This window comes from Candidatus Halobonum tyrrellensis G22 (assembly GCF_000495475.1).
GTDB lineage: Archaea > Halobacteriota > Halobacteria > Halobacteriales > Haloferacaceae > Halobonum > Halobonum tyrrellense.
This window is the reverse complement of the sequence record NZ_ASGZ01000028.1, coordinates 167,225-181,570: the sequence shown is the minus strand read 5'-3', so window position 1 is coordinate 181,570 and position 14,346 is coordinate 167,225. Positions and strand designations below refer to the sequence as shown.

The 14,346-nt window shown below is 71.7% G+C and carries 17 protein-coding genes; 11 read left to right on the top strand and 6 right to left on the bottom strand.

Annotation, left to right across the window (positions count from 1 at the left end):
- Positions 1-103: 103 nt before the first annotated feature.
- Positions 104-697 (bottom strand): sulfite oxidase-like oxidoreductase, encoded by a 594-nt coding sequence (locus K933_RS08925; RefSeq protein WP_023394391.1) that lies wholly within the window; start codon positions 695-697, stop codon positions 104-106.
- 185 nt (positions 698-882) lie between these two features.
- On the opposite strand from K933_RS08925, the gene K933_RS08920 reads away from it, so the two are divergent.
- From K933_RS08920 to K933_RS08910, 3 genes are all read left to right on the top strand, one after another.
- Positions 883-1,101: a ribbon-helix-helix domain-containing protein gene (locus K933_RS08920; RefSeq protein WP_023394390.1), complete on the top strand. Its 219-nt coding sequence runs from the start codon at positions 883-885 to the stop codon at positions 1,099-1,101.
- 223 nt (positions 1,102-1,324) lie between these two features.
- Positions 1,325-1,603 carry a UPF0058 family protein gene (locus K933_RS08915; protein ID WP_023394389.1) on the top strand — a complete coding sequence of 93 codons (279 nt, stop codon included), beginning with the start codon at positions 1,325-1,327 and terminating at the stop codon, positions 1,601-1,603.
- The gene (locus tag K933_RS08910) at positions 1,600-1,977 is read left to right on the top strand and encodes a DUF4112 domain-containing protein (protein WP_023394388.1); all 378 of its coding nucleotides are present in this window, start codon (positions 1,600-1,602) and stop codon (positions 1,975-1,977) included. The genes K933_RS08915 and K933_RS08910 overlap by 4 nt, the downstream gene beginning before the upstream one ends.
- Positions 1,978-1,984: 7 nt before the next feature.
- On the opposite strand, the gene K933_RS08905 is transcribed toward K933_RS08910, so the two are convergent.
- Together K933_RS08905 and K933_RS08900 are read right to left on the bottom strand one after the other, a co-directional pair.
- Positions 1,985-2,287 carry a hypothetical protein gene (locus K933_RS08905; protein WP_152529783.1) on the bottom strand — a complete coding sequence of 101 codons (303 nt, stop codon included), beginning with the start codon at positions 2,285-2,287 and terminating at the stop codon, positions 1,985-1,987.
- Positions 2,280-2,480 carry a hypothetical protein gene (locus tag K933_RS08900; RefSeq protein ID WP_049947720.1) on the bottom strand — a complete coding sequence of 67 codons (201 nt, stop codon included), beginning with the start codon at positions 2,478-2,480 and terminating at the stop codon, positions 2,280-2,282. The genes K933_RS08905 and K933_RS08900 overlap by 8 nt, the downstream gene beginning before the upstream one ends.
- Positions 2,481-2,603: 123 nt before the next feature.
- Here K933_RS08900 and menD point away from each other — a divergent pair, with 123 nt between their 5' ends.
- The 3 genes from menD to K933_RS08885 all read left to right on the top strand — a co-directional run bounded on the left by menD (position 2,604) and on the right by K933_RS08885 (position 7,031).
- Positions 2,604-4,415, top strand: coding sequence for a 2-succinyl-5-enolpyruvyl-6-hydroxy-3-cyclohexene-1-carboxylic-acid synthase (gene menD, locus K933_RS08895; protein ID WP_023394386.1), 1,812 nt, complete (start codon positions 2,604-2,606; stop codon positions 4,413-4,415).
- A gap of 159 nt (positions 4,416-4,574) precedes the next feature.
- Positions 4,575-5,927, top strand: coding sequence for a sodium-dependent transporter (locus tag K933_RS08890; protein ID WP_023394385.1), 1,353 nt, complete (start codon positions 4,575-4,577; stop codon positions 5,925-5,927).
- Positions 5,928-6,104: 177 nt separating this feature from the next.
- A complete protein-coding gene (locus tag K933_RS08885; protein ID WP_023394384.1) occupies positions 6,105-7,031 on the top strand; it encodes a 1,4-dihydroxy-2-naphthoyl-CoA synthase in 927 nt (308 codons plus the stop codon).
- A 42-nt stretch (positions 7,032-7,073) separates the two neighbouring features.
- On the opposite strand, the gene K933_RS08880 is transcribed toward K933_RS08885, so the two are convergent.
- Complete coding sequence (locus K933_RS08880) at positions 7,074-8,381, bottom strand: dicarboxylate/amino acid:cation symporter (RefSeq protein ID WP_023394383.1); 1,308 nt, start codon at positions 8,379-8,381, stop codon at positions 7,074-7,076.
- Between the two features lie 125 nt (positions 8,382-8,506).
- Between K933_RS08880 and K933_RS08875 the strand changes: the two genes are divergently transcribed.
- Both K933_RS08875 and K933_RS08870 read left to right on the top strand, forming a co-directional pair.
- Positions 8,507-9,454, top strand: a complete 948-nt coding sequence (locus tag K933_RS08875; protein ID WP_023394382.1) for a 1,4-dihydroxy-2-naphthoate polyprenyltransferase — start codon at positions 8,507-8,509, stop codon at positions 9,452-9,454.
- Between the two features lies 1 nt (position 9,455).
- Positions 9,456-10,544, top strand: a complete 1,089-nt coding sequence (locus K933_RS08870; RefSeq protein ID WP_023394381.1) for a mandelate racemase/muconate lactonizing enzyme family protein — start codon at positions 9,456-9,458, stop codon at positions 10,542-10,544.
- Positions 10,545-10,619: 75 nt separating this feature from the next.
- Here K933_RS08870 and K933_RS08865 read toward each other — a convergent pair whose 3' ends face one another.
- On the bottom strand, positions 10,620-11,099 hold the full coding sequence (locus K933_RS08865) for a halocyanin domain-containing protein (protein ID WP_023394380.1): 480 nt from the start codon (positions 11,097-11,099) through the stop codon (positions 10,620-10,622).
- A gap of 88 nt (positions 11,100-11,187) precedes the next feature.
- On the opposite strand from K933_RS08865, the gene K933_RS08860 reads away from it, so the two are divergent.
- The 3 genes from K933_RS08860 to K933_RS08855 all read left to right on the top strand — a co-directional run bounded on the left by K933_RS08860 (position 11,188) and on the right by K933_RS08855 (position 13,424).
- Positions 11,188-12,756: a long-chain-fatty-acid--CoA ligase gene (locus tag K933_RS08860; protein WP_049947719.1), complete on the top strand. Its 1,569-nt coding sequence runs from the start codon at positions 11,188-11,190 to the stop codon at positions 12,754-12,756.
- A gap of 71 nt (positions 12,757-12,827) precedes the next feature.
- Positions 12,828-13,004, top strand: a complete 177-nt coding sequence (locus tag K933_RS18345; protein WP_161631413.1) for a hypothetical protein — start codon at positions 12,828-12,830, stop codon at positions 13,002-13,004.
- A gap of 84 nt (positions 13,005-13,088) precedes the next feature.
- Complete coding sequence (locus tag K933_RS08855; RefSeq protein WP_023394378.1) at positions 13,089-13,424, top strand: 2Fe-2S iron-sulfur cluster-binding protein; 336 nt, start codon at positions 13,089-13,091, stop codon at positions 13,422-13,424.
- A gap of 1 nt (position 13,425) precedes the next feature.
- Here K933_RS08855 and K933_RS08850 read toward each other — a convergent pair whose 3' ends face one another.
- Positions 13,426-14,247, bottom strand: a complete 822-nt coding sequence (locus K933_RS08850; protein ID WP_023394377.1) for an aminoglycoside N(3)-acetyltransferase — start codon at positions 14,245-14,247, stop codon at positions 13,426-13,428.
- Positions 14,248-14,346: the final 99 nt, after the last annotated feature.

Here is a 14,346-nt window from a genome sequence, read left to right as displayed (position 1 = left end):
GTTCGGGGGGGACGCTCTTGACCCCTCTGGTTTCCGAAACCGGGCGCTCGCACCCGCGTCGGCCGGGTCCCCGCGCGCGGCCGGCCGCCGAACCACCCGGGGGCTAGCTGTACCGTTCCTCGTTCCACGGGTTCGCCGTGTTCGAGTAGCCCCGCTTCTCCCAGTACCCCCGCTCGGGGTCGGTGAGGAACTCGACGCCGGTCACCCACTTGGCGCCCTTGTACGCGTACTTGTGGGGCGTGACGACCCGCAGCGGGCCGCCGTGGTCCTCCGCGAGCGGGTCGCCGTCGAACTCGTAGGCGAACAGCACCTCCTCGCGGTCGCAGTCGGCCAGCGGGAGGTTCGTCGTGTAGCCGTCGAGCGCGTGGAACATGACGTGGACCGCGTCGTCGCGGACGCCCGCCCGCTCGACGATGTCGGGGAACGGGACGCCCGTGAACTCGCAGTCGAACTTCGACCAGCCGGTGACGCAGTGGAAGTCCTGCCGCTGGGTGACGCTCGGGAGGTCGGTGAACGCGTCGTAGTCGAGCGAGAACGGCTCGTCGACCGCACCCCACACCTCGAACTCCCACGTCTCGGGCGTCCACCCGGGCGTCCCCGACTTCGAGAGCACCGGGAACCGCTCGGTCTCGCGTTGACCCGGCGGGAGTCGCTCGCCGCCGAACTCCTCGTGGAGACCGGTCACGTCGCTGACCATGCCCGCGCTTTGCGGTGCGTTCACCAAAGGCTACCGACTCCGGCGCGACGAACCCCCGATCACAGGGAACCGAAGCTGATATTCGGAATCGAGGAAATACGAGCTAACGCGCGGTAAACTATCGTTTTTCCCGTCCGAACCGCCCCCGCAGGATTTTTATATGGCGTCGGTAAACTCGGGGGTAGATGCCCAAAGTCGAGATAAACATCCCCGAGCACTTGGAGATGCAGATCGCCCAGATGGTCGAACAGGGCGAGTTCGTCAACCGCGAAGAGGCGATCGAGGACCTCCTGTCGACCGGACTCAAGGCGTACAAGACCAGTGGCCCGCAGGACGACGACGCCGAGCCCGGCGGCTTCGAGGACGACGGCATGATGGGTCACGACGACGAGTACGTCTTCTGACCCGCCCCTCTTTCGAGCCGAACGCCCCCCGCGAGCGACGGCGCCGTCCGCCGGGTCGGTGCCGGTCGGACACCGCGCTCCCGCGTCGCCCGCGTCCCCCAGCGACACCAGCGTCGGGGAGCGGTCGGACACGCCGGGACGGTGTCCGCGACGCCGAGGGGAGCCCGCTCGCGCGGCTCGCCGCCGAACAACGCTTAACTGGCGGTACCGCATAGGCTCGCGCATGCACAAAGACGAACTGCTCGAACTCCACGAGCAGATGGTGACGATCATGGACCACTTCAGCGAGCGGGAGGACGTCGACGAGACCCGCTTCGAGGCGTACCACGGGCTGGGCGTCGACCCCTCGCACGTCCACAAGTCCAAGAGCGAGCACAAACACGCCGTGTTCGTGTTGGGCAACGCGCTCGCGTCGGCCATGTCGGAAGACGAGTTCTCCAACGCCGGCCGCGTCGGCAAGCGGATGGAGGAACTCGCACAGGACGCGGAGAACAAACTGTGAGCCTGCTCTCGCGCGCCTCCGCCGACGCCGACAGCAAGGAGGTCGAACGCCGCGTCGACCGCGTCAAGTGGTTCGCACAACTGCTCGACGAGTCGGTGAAGCTCCCCGTGGTCAACTACCGGGTCGGTCTCGACGCCATCGTGGGGCTGGTCCCCTCGGTCGGCGACCTGATAACGCTGGTCGCGTCGCTCCTCATCGTCGGCGAGGCGTACCGCCTCGGCGCCGGCCCGGTCACCATCTCGCGCATGCTGGTCAACGTCGGCATCGACACCGTCGTCGGCTCGCTCCCGCTGGTCGGCGACCTGTTCGACTTCGCGTGGAAGGCGAACAAGCGGAACGCGCGCCTGCTCGAACGCGCGGTGCTCGACGGCTGACACCGCGTTAGCGGGCGCGACGGGAGAGGAGCCGCCTGATCTGTCTCGCCTTCCGCTCGACGTGCGGTGGCCCCTCCGTCACGTATTCGAGACGCACCCCGGACGGGGCGGACGGGGGCGTCTCCTCTTCCCCTTTCTCTTCGTCTTCCTCGGCGATGGTCGCGACGCGAGTCCCCTCTCCTTTTACCCGGACGACGACTTCGCCGTCCGGGTCGCGCTCCTCGACCGAGATGTCGTCGACCCGTTGTTTGACCAGTTCGGCCGCTCGCTTCTTTCGCATCCGTAGGTGAACCGCGGCGGTGCTAGGCACCGCGAACCCCCCGCTTCGGCCCTCGGGTCTCGCGCATCGGGGCGTTACCGGCGACCCGCCGTGTCCCTTCGAGCGCCTCGTGATACAGCTCCAGGCGCGGCCGGGACGTCTCCTTCGCCCGGTGTCTTCGAGCCGCGTCGAGCGTCTCCTCGATGACGTTCCCGATCCCGTTCATCTCGGCGCTGGGGGACATAGAGGACGGTACGACGGACGAGGTGAAAACGGTCCCGTCCGCGGCGCCGGTCGGGGTCCCGCGGGAGGCGCCCGGCGGGAGCGTTTCGCCGCGGCTATCACCCCGCCCGCCGTAGCCCCGCCGATGACCGGACCCGGACACGGACGCGGACCCGGCGCGGGCGCCGACCCCGAGCGCGCCCCCAACCGAAACGCGCTGTGGGCGCGGACGCTCGTCGACGAACTCGCCGCCGCGGGGGTGCGCGCGGTCTGTCTCTGCCCGGGGTCGCGCTCGACGCCGCTGACGGTGGCGTTCGCCCGCCACGAGGAGGTCAGGACGTTCTCGCACCTCGACGAGCGCTCGGCGGCGTACTTCGCGCTCGGGCGCGCCCGCCGGACCGGCGAGGTGACGCCGCTCGTCTCCACGTCGGGCACCGCGGCCGCCAACTTCCACCCCGCGGTGGTCGAGGCGTCCCAGGGGCGCGTCCCGCTGCTGCTGTTGACCGCCGACCGTCCCCCCGAACTCCGCGACTCGGGCGCGAACCAGACCGTCGACCAGGAGAAACTGTACGGCGACGCGGTCCGGTGGTACAAGGACCTCCCCGAACCCGAAGCCGAGGATCGAAAGCTCCGCTCGCTCCGCACCACCGCCGCCCGCGCCGTCTCCACGGCCGAGGGGACGCCCGCGGGACCGGTCCACCTCAACGTCCCGTTCCGCAAGCCGCTCGAACCGGTCCACGTCGAGGGCGACGTGCCCGACGACCTGCCCGCGCTCGCGGAACGCGGCCGCGACGGCGCGTACGTCTCGACGACGCCCGGCCACCCCGTCCCCGACGACAGGGAGGTCCGCGAGGTGGCGCGCGCGCTGTCGGCCGAGCGGGGGCTGGTCGTCGCGGGTCCCGCCGACCCGCCGGGACCGGACCCCGAGGCGATGACCGCGCTCGCACACGCCACGGGGTTCCCGGTGCTGGCGGACCCGCTGTCGGGACTGCGGTTCGGCTCGGCGACCCGCGTCACGCCCGTCCTCGGCGGCTACGACGGCTTTCTCGCGGGCGAGGCGACGGCCGACTGGCCCGACCCCGAGGTGGTCGTGCGGTTCGGCGCGTCGCCCACCTCCAAACCGCTCCGGAACTACCTCGCGGACACCGACGCCCGGCAGTTCGTGGTCGACCCCGCGGGCGGGTGGCGCGAGGCGGAGTTCGCCGCCACGGACCTGGTGGTCGCGGACCCCTCGCGGCTGGCGGCGACCGTCGCGCGGCACGTCTCCGGACCGGACTCCGCCGACTGGCGCGCGCGCTGGGAAGCGGCCGAGACCGCCCACTGGGACGCCGTGAGCGACGAGGACGCGTTCTTCGAGGGGCGCGTGCTCGCGGACGTGTTCGCCCTCGCGCCGGAGCCGTCGACCGTGTTCGTCTCCAACTCGATGCCGGTCCGCGACGCCGACCGGTTCGCCGCGCCCGCCGCGCGGTCGCTGACCGTCCTCGGCAACCGCGGCGCGTCGGGCATCGACGGCGTCGTCTCGACGGCGCTCGGCGCCGGCTCCGCGACGACGGACGACCTGACGCTCGTGACGGGCGACCTGGCGTACTACCACGACATGAACGGCCTGCTCGCGCTCTCGCGGTGTGACGTGGACGCGACGATAGTCGCCGTGAACAACGACGGCGGCGGCATCTTCCACGCGCTCCCGATCGAGGCGTACGACCCGCCGTTCACCGCGCAGTTCAAGACGCCCCACGGGGTCGACTTCTCGCACACCGAGGGGCTGTACGACCTCGAGTTCGAGCGGGTCGACGGCGACGACCGCGAGGCGTTCCGCGAGTCGTACCGCGAGGCGGTCACGACCGACGGCACGACCGTCGTCGAGGTGACGAGCGACGCGGAAGCGAGCCACCGCGTCCGCGAGCGACTCGCCGCCGAGGTGGCCGAACGGGTCGCCGGTCTCGACGGCGACTGACGAGTCGGCACGGTCGGTACGGTCGGTCCGATCGGCGCCGCCGGTGCGGCCTTCGCGGTCGGAGCGCGGGCGGCGCCGTCGGTGCGGCCCTCCGGGTCGGGAAGTGACCGTCCGTCGCGTACCGGCACGTACTTTCTTCGGGACGCAGTACCCGGGGGCATGTCAGACCGGAGTCTCCTGCCCGGATGGGCACACCGGCGGGTCGCGGGCCGCGAACAGTGGGCCTCGCGGATCGGGTTCGTCATGGCCGCGGTCGGCAGCGCGGTCGGTCTCGGCAACCTCTGGCGGTTCCCGTACGAGGCGGCGACCAACGGCGGCGCGGCGTTCCTCGTCGTCAACGTGGTCGCGGTCGCGCTCATTGGCCTGCCCGCGATGCTCGCGGAGTTCGTCGTCGGGCGGCGCGCACAGCGGAACGTCGTCGACGCCTTCCGCGAGGGGGGACGCGCGTGGGCGACCGCGGGCGTACTCGCCGCCGTCACCGCCTTCTGGATCGTCTCCTACTACAGCGTGGTCGGCGGTTGGGTGGTGCGGTACCTGTTCGCCAGCCCGACCGGCGCGTACTTCGCGGCGCCGTCGTCGTACTTCGAGGCGGCCGCCGTCGGCTTCGACGCCGTGGGGTACGCCGCCGTCTTCCTCGTCGTCACCGTCGTCATCGTCGCCATGGGGATCGAACGCGGGATCGAACTCGCGACGAAGGTGATGGTGCCAGCGATACTCCTGTTGATGGTGGGACTCGCCGCCTTCGCGGCGACGCTCCCCGGGTCGGGCGCCGGCTACGCCTACTTCCTCGAACCCGACTTCGGCTACATCGTCGACAACGCCGCCACGCTGATCCCGGCGGCGGTGGGCGAGGTGCTGTTCACGCTGTCGCTCGGCGCGGGGATCATGATCACCTACGCGTCGTACGTCGACGAGACGGAGAATCTCGTCGCCGACGGCGCGGCGATCGTCGTCGTGAACACGCTGGTCGGCTACCTCGCGGGCCTGATCGTCTTCCCGCTGCTGTTCGCACAGGGCGTCGAACCCGGGTCGGCAGGCCCCGGCGCGATCTTCGTCAGCATCGCCAACGCGTTCCGGACGCTGCCCGCGGGGGAACTGTTCGGCGTCGTCTTCTACTTCGTGGTGCTGGTCGCTGCGCTGTCGTCGGCGATCAGCCTGCTGGAGATCCCGACGGCGTACTTCGTCGACACGACCGACGTGGAACGGCCCGTCGTCGCCGCCGCGCTCGGGGTGGGCGCGTTCGCGCTCGCGGTCCCGTCGGCGCTCGACCAGAGCCTGTTCGGCTTCTTCGACTCGGTCGCGAGCCAGGTGCTGCTCCCGACGGGGCTGTTCCTCGTCACGGTGTTCGTCGGCTGGGTGTACGGCCGCGAGGCGGTGGCCGAACTCGGCGAGGGCGACGGGGGGACGCTCTCGCGGGCGTGGCACTGGTACCTCCGAACCGTCGTGTTCGCCGCCGTCGGGATGACGCTCCTGCTCAGCCTCGCGTCGTTCGCGGGCGTCGAACTGCTCTGACCCGGTCGTCGGCCGACCGGGGGCGCCGGATCCGAACCCCCGGTCGGGACGACGGCGGAACGCGCGACCGTCGCGTCGCTCGTCGCCGGATACGCCGCGCCGGCGTCGAACGCCGGGTTCCGGCTGCGGCCCGGGCGGTCGGACAGCTTTTTGCGCGCCGCCCGCGCGCGTCCGGGCGTGAACGACACCGTCTCCGAGACGTTCGACCCCGACCGCTGGGAGCCCGTCGACGGCAGCGACGCGTTCGACGACGTGACGTACCACCGCGCGGTCGACTCGCCGACGGTCCGGGTCGCGTTCGACCGCCCCGAGGTCAGGAACGCGTTCCGCCCCGGCACCGTCGACGAACTGTACGCCGCCCTCGACGACGCGCGCAAACGCGCCGACGTGGGCTGCGTCCTCCTGACGGGGAACGGGCCGTCGCCGAAGGACGGCGGCTGGGCGTTCTGTGCGGGCGGCGACCAGTCGGTCCGCGGCGAGTCGGGCTACGAGTACCGCGCGGACGACGAGGCCGACGAGGCCGACGACGACCTGGTGCGGGAGGCGAAGGCCGGCCGCCTGCACGTCCTGGAGGTCCAGCGGCTCATCCGGTTCATGCCCAAACCGGTGGTCGCGGTCGTGCCGGGCTGGGCCGTCGGCGGCGGTCACTCGCTACACGTGGTCTGTGACCTCACGCTCGCGAGCGACGAGCACGCGAAGTTCCTCCAGACCGACCCCGACGTGGCGAGCTTCGACGGCGGGTTCGGCTCGGCGTACCTCGCCAAGCAGGTCGGCCAGAAGAAGGCGCGGGAGGTGTTCTTCCGCGGGAAGACCTACTCGGCCGAGGAGGCGGTCGACATGGGGATGGCGAACGAGGCGGTCCCACACGACGACCTGGAGGAGGTCGCCCTGGAGTGGGCCGACGAGATGACCGCCAAGTCGCCGACCGCGATGCGGATGCTCAAGTACGCGTTCAACATGACCGACGACGGTCTCGTGGGCCAACAGGTGTTCGCGGGCGAGGCGACGCGGCTGGCGTACATGACCCCCGAGGCTGGGGAGGGACGGGACGCCTTCCTGGAGGGGCGGGAGCCGGACTTCTCCGAGTACCCCTGGCACTACTAACCCCGCGTCCCGACGCTCAATCGAGAGAGCGTGTCCGCGGTCTCAGTCGTCGCCGACCGACACCTCGCCGCGACCGTCCGCCGCCCACGTGCCGCCGGAGAAGTCGACGGCGTCGTTCCACTTCGCGACGAGCGTCGTCACCGCGAGGTCGCCGCTGATGTTCGTCATCGTCCGCAACCGGTCGAGGAGGGGGTCGACCCCGGCCACGAAGCCGACCACCTCCAGCGGGAGGCCGAGTTGGGTCAACACCAGCGTCAGCATGATGAGTCCCGTCCCGGGGACGCCGGCCGCGCCGACGCTCGCGAGCACCGCGACGGCGACGACGGTGAACTGCTCGCCCAGTCCGAGTTGGACGCCGACGAGGTTCGCCGCGAATATCGCCGCGACGCCCTGATACAGCGCGGTGCCGTCCATGTTGATGGTCGCGCCCAGCGGCAGCGAGAAGCTGTACACCTCCTCTTCGATCCGCAGGTTCTCGTCCGCGTCCGACATCGTCACGGGGAGCGTCCCGCTCGACGAGCGGATGCTGAGCGCGGTGACCAGCGCGTCGCGCCCGCCGCGGAGGAAGTCGACCGGCGACTCGCCCACGAGCAGGACGATGATGCCGCCGAGGTGGACTAGCGCGATGTGGGCCGCGACTGCGAGCGCGAGCGTGAGGATGAGCAGGGCGAACGGCACGATGGCGTCGACGCCCGCCTCGCCGAACACGGCGGCCATCAGCGCGAACACGCCGACGACGCCGTACTCCATCACGCCCCAGACGATCTTGAACATCGCCTCCGCGCCCGCCTCCGCGAGGTCGTAGAACGTCTCGACGCCGGCGCGGATGTCGGAGGCGTCGGTCGACTGCTCGACCAGCGCCAGCGCGATACCGAACAGGACGACGAAGAAGATGGTCGGGAGCACGTCCCCGTTCGCCATCGCGGCGATGGGGTTCTCCGGCACGATGCCGAGCAGCACTTCGAGGAGGTCGGGCGCCTCGGCGGACTGCGCCTCGGCGTTGCCGAGTTCGAGCCCCGTCCCCGGGTTGATCAGGTTCCCGACGCCGAGGCCGATGGCCACGGCGAGCGCGGACGTGATCATGTAGACGCCGACGACCTGTACGCCGAGTTTTCCGAGGTTGCTCGGGCTGAGCCGGCGCGCCCCCATCAGCAGCGTGAAGACGATGATCGGGATGATGAGCATGCTCAACAGCTGAACGAACAGGTCGCCGAGCGGTTGGAGGCGCGTCGCGGGGGTCCCGACGACCAGCCCGAACAGGGACCCGAGGAGGAACGCCACGCCGATCCGGTAGACGATGGGGATCGACCGGTACCGCCGCCAGTAACTCGCCGCGGTGCTTGAAGCCATCTCGTGCCTCCTCCCGACGCCGCATGTAAAAACCCGGAGGATAGCGTCCGGGTCGCTCGACCGGTCGGGGTGGGGCGGCGCTCGGAAGAACACGCCCATTTACCCGGGGGCCGAACGGGCGGGTAATGAGCACGGAGACGAGCGAGGCGGACCTCTCCAAGCGTCAGGCGTGGGTGATCGCGGCCCGTCCCCAGACGATGCCGGCGGCGGTGTCGCCGGTGCTCGTCGGGACGGGGCTGGCGCTCCGCGACGGGGTGTTTCGACCGCTCCCGGCGGTCGTCGCGCTCGTGGGCGCGGTCCTCATCCAGATCGGCACCAACTTCGCCAACGACTACTACGACGCCCAGCAGGGCGCCGACACGGCCGACCGGGAGGGGTTCACCCGGGTGACCGCGGGCGGGCTCATCGCCCCCGCGGAGGTGAAGCGGGCGATGTGGCTCGCGTTCGCAGCCGCCGTCGCCGTCGGCACCTACCTGGTGTGGGTCGGCGGCCTCCCGATCCTCGTCGTCGGCCTGCTGTCGGTCGCGGCGGGCGTCGCGTACACCGGCGGGCCGTACCCGCTGGGCTATCACGGCCTCGGCGACCCGTTCGTCTTCGTCTTCTTCGGGCTGGTGGCGGTCACGGGCACCTACTACGTGCAGGCGGTCGACGCGCTCGGCGCCGCCGGGTTCCCGCTGTGGCTCCCGGCGGGGACGGTGCCGCTCGCGGCGGTGGTGGCGTCGCTCGCCGTCGCGGGCATCTCGACGAACATCCTCGTCGTCAACAACGTCAGGGACCGCGAGGAGGACGCCACGACCGGCAAGCGCACGCTCGCCGTCCGGTTCGGCTACGGCTTCTCGCGCGCCGAGTACCTCCTCATGCTCGGGATGGCGTACACCGTCCCCGCGGTGTTCGCCGTCTCGACGGGCGACTACACCACGCTGTTGCCGTTCCTGACGCTGCCGTACGCCGCGGTGGTCGCGCGGACCGTCCTGACCGAGACGTCGGGCGCGGCGCTCAACCCCGCACTCGAACGGACGGGGAAACTGCTCGTGTCGTTCTCGCTGCTGTTCGCGGTCGGGCTGGCGGTCTGAGATGGACGACGAACTCGCCGACCCCCGCGTCCGACTGCGGGAGGTGTCGCTCCCCCTGCGGTCGCCGCTCGGCACCGCAAACGGCGAGATGACCGAGCGGCGGGTCGTCCTCGTCGGCGTCGCCGGCGAGTGGACCGACGGCACGCCCGCCCGCGGCGTGGGCGAGGCCGCCCCGCTCCCGCCGTGGACCGAGGGGTACGACGACTGTCTCGACGCCCTCCGGAGCGCCCGCGAGACGGTCCACGGCGGCGGCGAACCGCGGCTCGACGACCTGCCCGCGGCCGCCCACCACGCGGTCACGCTGGCGGGTCTCGACGCGGAGGCGCGACGCGAGGGCGTCCCGCTGGCGGGACGGATCGCAGAACGGAGCGGGGTCGTCGCCGACCCCGCGGAGTCGGTTCCGGTCAACGCCACCGTCGGCGACGGCTCCGTCGAGGAAACCGTCGAGGCGGCCGAGACGGCGGTCGCCGACGGCTTCGACTGCCTGAAGTGCAAGGTCGGCGCGCGGGGTCTGGACGCGGACCTCGACCGCCTCCGCGCGGTCCGCGACGCGGTCGGCGACCGCGTGACGCTCCGGGCGGACGCCAACGGCGCGTGGGAGCGACGCGAGGCCGAGCGTGCGGTCGACGCGCTCGCGGACCTGGAGTTCGCGTACGTCGAACAGCCGCTGCCCGCGGACGACTTCGACGGCCTCGCGACCCTCCGCGGCCGCGGTATCGACATCGCGCTCGACGAGTCGCTCAACGGGGGCGCGTGGCCCGACCCGATCGACGAGTACGCCGACGTGGCGGTCATAAAACCGATGGCGCAGGCGGGCGTCGTGCCGACCGCCTCCCTCGCGCGCCATCTCGACTCGCGGGGGGTCGACACCGTCATCACCACCACCGTCGACGCCGCCGTCGCGCGGGCCGCCGCGGTCCACGCCGCCGCGGTGGTCCCCGGCGGCGCCGACCGCGCACAGGGGCTGGCGACCGGCGGAATGCTCGCGGAGGACGTGACCCCGACCGACCCCGCGCCGGTCGTCGACGGCGCGGTTCGGGTGCCCGACGGGCCGGGGCTAGCGGACGACGCGTTCGACGGCGTCGTCTGAGCACCCCGGTGGGCGTCGCGGGCCGCCCGCTCGTCCGCCGGCCGGGCCGTCCCTCGCTCGGGTGTCCCGTTCCGTTCAGCCCTCGCCGCCGTCCCCGCCGCGGACCTCGACGACGCCTTTCATCCCGAGGTTCCGGTGGGGGGTGCAGTAGTACTTCGAGACGCCCGCCTCCTCGAACGTGTGCGAGAACGTCGCGTCCTCGCTCGTGTGGAGGTCGCTCGCGTAGCCGCCGTCCGCCTCGGCCACGTCGTGGCTGGTCGGGCCGCCGGTCCACTCCCAGACGACGGTCGTGCCGGGGCTGACCGCGACCGCCGCGGGCGCGTACGTGTAGTCGCCCTCGGGCGCGACCGTCACCCGGACCTCGGAGTCGCCGGTCCGGTCGGCGGTCTCCCCCTCGTAGTTCGATACGGCCCGCATCCACCCGCCGTACTCGGATTCGCCGGTCGGCGTGTCGCTCCCGCCGGCGCTCGACGCACAGCCCGCGAGCGCCGCCAGTCCGGTCGCGCCGACGCCCGCGAGCACCGCCCGCCGCGTCCGTCCGTTCGGCTCGCTCATCGGTCGAGGTTACGACCGACCGAGTATGACTCCGACGACTCCGCCGCCCGGGAACAGCTTTATCCCCGCCTATCGTCCCCGATCGAGCATGACAAATCTGGTGGAGAACGTGGCGGACGCGGCGGCCGACCACGGCGACGCGCCCGCGGTTCGGTTCCGGGGGGAGACCCACGACTACGCGGGGCTGTGGGGGATGACCGGCGCGTTCGCCGCCGGTCTCGACGACGCCGGCGTGGGGCCGGACGACCGGGTGGGACTGTACCTCCCGAACCTCCCGCAGTTCGTCGTCGGGTTCCACGGCACGCTCCGGGCGGGCGGGGTGGTCGTCCCGATGAACCCCCAGTACAAGGCCCGCGAGATCGAACACCTGCTGTCCGACTCGGGCGCGCGGGTCGTCGTCTGTCTGCCCGACCTGGTGCCGTTCGTCGAGGAGGTGCGCGACGACACCGCGGTCGAGCGTGTCGTCACGGTCGGCGAGACGGACGCGGAGACGGCGGCGGGGACGGAGACGTTCGCGTCGTTCTGCGGCGACCCCGAGTTCGGGACGGCCGACCGCGCGGACGACGACGTGGCGTGTCAGCCGTACACCTCGGGCACGACGGGGACGCCGAAGGGGGTGTTGCTCACCCACGAGAACCTCCGGTCGAACGCGGAGATGGCGGCGACGCTCCCCGTCGGCGGTCTCCGCCCCGACGACCGCCAACTCGGCGTGCTGCCGCTGTTCCACATCTACGGCATGACGGTCGTGATGAACGCGACGCTGTTTTCGGGCGCGTCGTACCACCCGCTCCCCTCGTGGGACCCGCAGGAGGCGATGGACCTGGTCGAGTCGGAGGGGCTGACGATGATGCACGGCGTGCCCGCGATGTACAACGACATCGTCAACCAACCGGACGCGGAGGAGCGGTCGCTCGACTCGCTCCGGATGTGCGGCGTCGGCGGCGCGGGCATCCCCGTGGAGGTGCTCCGGCGGTTCGAGGACCTGTTCGACGTGGAGATATACGAGGGGTACGGGCTGACCGAGACCAGCCCCGTCACCCACTTCAACAGCCCGAGCGAGGGCCGGCGCGTCGGCTCCATCGGCAGGACGCTCCCCGGCGTCTCCGCGACGGTGGTCGACGACGAGTTCCGGGAACTGCCGCCGGTCGAACGCGGTCCCGTCGACGAGGGGGCGGTCGACCTCGACGAGATAACGGGCGAACTCGTCGTCGCCGGGCCGAACGTGATGAAGGGGTACCACGGTCGCGACGCCGACACCCGGGACGTATTCACCGAACGCGACGGGACGCGCTGGTTCCACACCGGCGACATCGGCTACCACGACGAGGACGGCTTCTACTACGTCGTCGACCGCCAGAAGCACACGATCAACACCGCGGGGTACAACGTCTACCCGCGGGAGGTGGAGGAACTCCTGTTCGAACACGAGGCGGTGGCGGACGCCGCCGTCGTCGGCGTCCCCGACGACCGCCGCGGCGAGACCGTGAAGGCGTTCGTCGTGAAGCGACCGGGCGCGGAGGTGACCGCCGACGAGATCAGGGAGTTCTGTCTGACGAGCCTCGCGGAGTACAAACACCCCCGCGAGGTGGTCTTCGTCGACGAACTCCCGCGGACGACGACCGGGAAGGTCCAGAAGTTCGAACTCCGGGGGGAGTAGGCGGCCGGGCCTCGGCGCTCGGTCGTCCCCGCCGGAGGAACGTTCTTGACGGGTCGCGCGTGAGAGCGGGCGTGAACGTCTCCCTCCCGCGGGTCGTCGCGGCGGCGCAGGTGGCGCTCGGGGTCGCGCTGGCGGTGTCGAACGTGCTCGCGGGCGACGCCGCGGGGGCCGCCCCGTGGGCCGTCGTCGCCGCCATCGGCGTCCTCTACGTCCGCCTGTTCCGGGACGCCCAGCCCGAACGGCTCTGAACGACGGTGGTCGGGAGGCCGCGCGCCGCGCTCGCGCCCGCGAGTGATAACAAGAGTTTAGGCGGTCTCGGGGAACTTCGGAGTATGACCGACTACACCGTGGAGTTCGTCGGCACCGGCGAGACGGTGGAGATATCCGACACGCAGACGATCCTCAGCGCCTGTATCGACGCCGGGATCGCCCAGGAGTACTCCTGCCGCGTCGGGATGTGTCTCGCCTGCTCGGCGGAGATAGTCGAAGGCGAGGTTGCACAGCAGGCCGCCGTCGCGCGCGGGCTGACCGAGGAGGAGGCGGAGACGTACGCGCTGACGTGTATGGCCCGCCCGCAGTCGGACCTCAAACTCGACCGCGGGAAGTACCCCCCGAGCATCGAGGACGACGCCGCCGGCGAGACCGGTCCGGCCGCGGCCGACGACTAGCTCACCGGTTCTCCGCCATCCACTCGACCGCGAAGTCGACCAGCGGCCGCATCCGACACAGCGTCGAGTCGGCGGTGCCGACGGTCCCGCGGCGCATTCCGTCCTCGCCGTCGCCGCGTTCGCGCTCGAACGCCGCCTCTATCTCGCGGAAGTCGTCGCGGCTCACGGGTTCCTCGAACGTGACCCACCGGCGCTCGCCCCCGTCCAAGACGGGACCGCCGTTCGACTCGTACGCCTTCCCCTCGTAGTCGGCGCGGTACTCCGCGAGGTGGAGCGACGTGTTCGCCTCGACGCCGACCCGGAGCACGAGCGCGTCCATCTCGTACAGCGCCCCGAGCGGCGACGCCTCGCCCAGCGGCGAGTCGTACGCGTGGTCGGCGACGACCCGGTCGGCGTCGGCGCCCCGCGCCGCAAACGAGTGGGTCGGGTGGCGGCTCCGGACCGCACCCGGGTAGTCGCGGAGACACTCGGGGACGGCACCCATCCCCCGCGACGGCGTGAGTTCCGGGCGGAACGGCGGCGCGGTCTCCCGTATCGCCTCGACCCACTCGTCGGGGACGGGCGGGTTCCCCCAGCCCGCGGGGTCGGACAGTTGCGTGGAGTGGGTCGGCACCGCGACCGTCCCCGACGCGCCGACCGCCGCCAACAGCGCGTCGACCGCCGCGGGCACGCCGCCGGGCATCCAGCCGATGGCCGACAGCGACGAGTGGACGAGCGCCGTCTCGCCCGCCCCGACGCCCAACTCGCGCAGGTCCGCCGCCACCCGGTCGACCGAGAGCGGCGCGTCGGTCCGCTCGACCGTCTCGCGTTCGCCGTCGTGCATGGGTGGAAGGGGAGCCGCGAGCCGAAAACCGCTCCGCCCGCGTGCCACCCGGTCGCACGCCGGGGTCGTCGGTCGCACGCCGGGGTCGTCGGTCGCACG

Coding starts and splice junctions, on each gene's coding strand:
- K933_RS08925 (WP_023394391.1), bottom strand. CDS start 697: ATGGTCAGCGACGTGACCGGTCTCCACGAGGAGTTCGGCGGCGAGCGA.
- K933_RS08920 (WP_023394390.1), top strand. CDS start 883: ATGCCCAAAGTCGAGATAAACATCCCCGAGCACTTGGAGATGCAGATC.
- K933_RS08915 (WP_023394389.1), top strand. CDS start 1,325: ATGCACAAAGACGAACTGCTCGAACTCCACGAGCAGATGGTGACGATC.
- K933_RS08900 (WP_049947720.1), bottom strand. CDS start 2,480: ATGTCCCCCAGCGCCGAGATGAACGGGATCGGGAACGTCATCGAGGAG.
- menD (WP_023394386.1), top strand. CDS start 2,604: ATGACCGGACCCGGACACGGACGCGGACCCGGCGCGGGCGCCGACCCC.
- K933_RS08890 (WP_023394385.1), top strand. CDS start 4,575: ATGTCAGACCGGAGTCTCCTGCCCGGATGGGCACACCGGCGGGTCGCG.
- K933_RS08880 (WP_023394383.1), bottom strand. CDS start 8,381: ATGGCTTCAAGCACCGCGGCGAGTTACTGGCGGCGGTACCGGTCGATC.
- K933_RS08875 (WP_023394382.1), top strand. CDS start 8,507: ATGAGCACGGAGACGAGCGAGGCGGACCTCTCCAAGCGTCAGGCGTGG.
- K933_RS08870 (WP_023394381.1), top strand. CDS start 9,456: ATGGACGACGAACTCGCCGACCCCCGCGTCCGACTGCGGGAGGTGTCG.
- K933_RS08865 (WP_023394380.1), bottom strand. CDS start 11,099: ATGAGCGAGCCGAACGGACGGACGCGGCGGGCGGTGCTCGCGGGCGTC.
- K933_RS08860 (WP_049947719.1), top strand. CDS start 11,188: ATGACAAATCTGGTGGAGAACGTGGCGGACGCGGCGGCCGACCACGGC.
- K933_RS08855 (WP_023394378.1), top strand. CDS start 13,089: ATGACCGACTACACCGTGGAGTTCGTCGGCACCGGCGAGACGGTGGAG.
- K933_RS08850 (WP_023394377.1), bottom strand. CDS start 14,247: ATGCACGACGGCGAACGCGAGACGGTCGAGCGGACCGACGCGCCGCTC.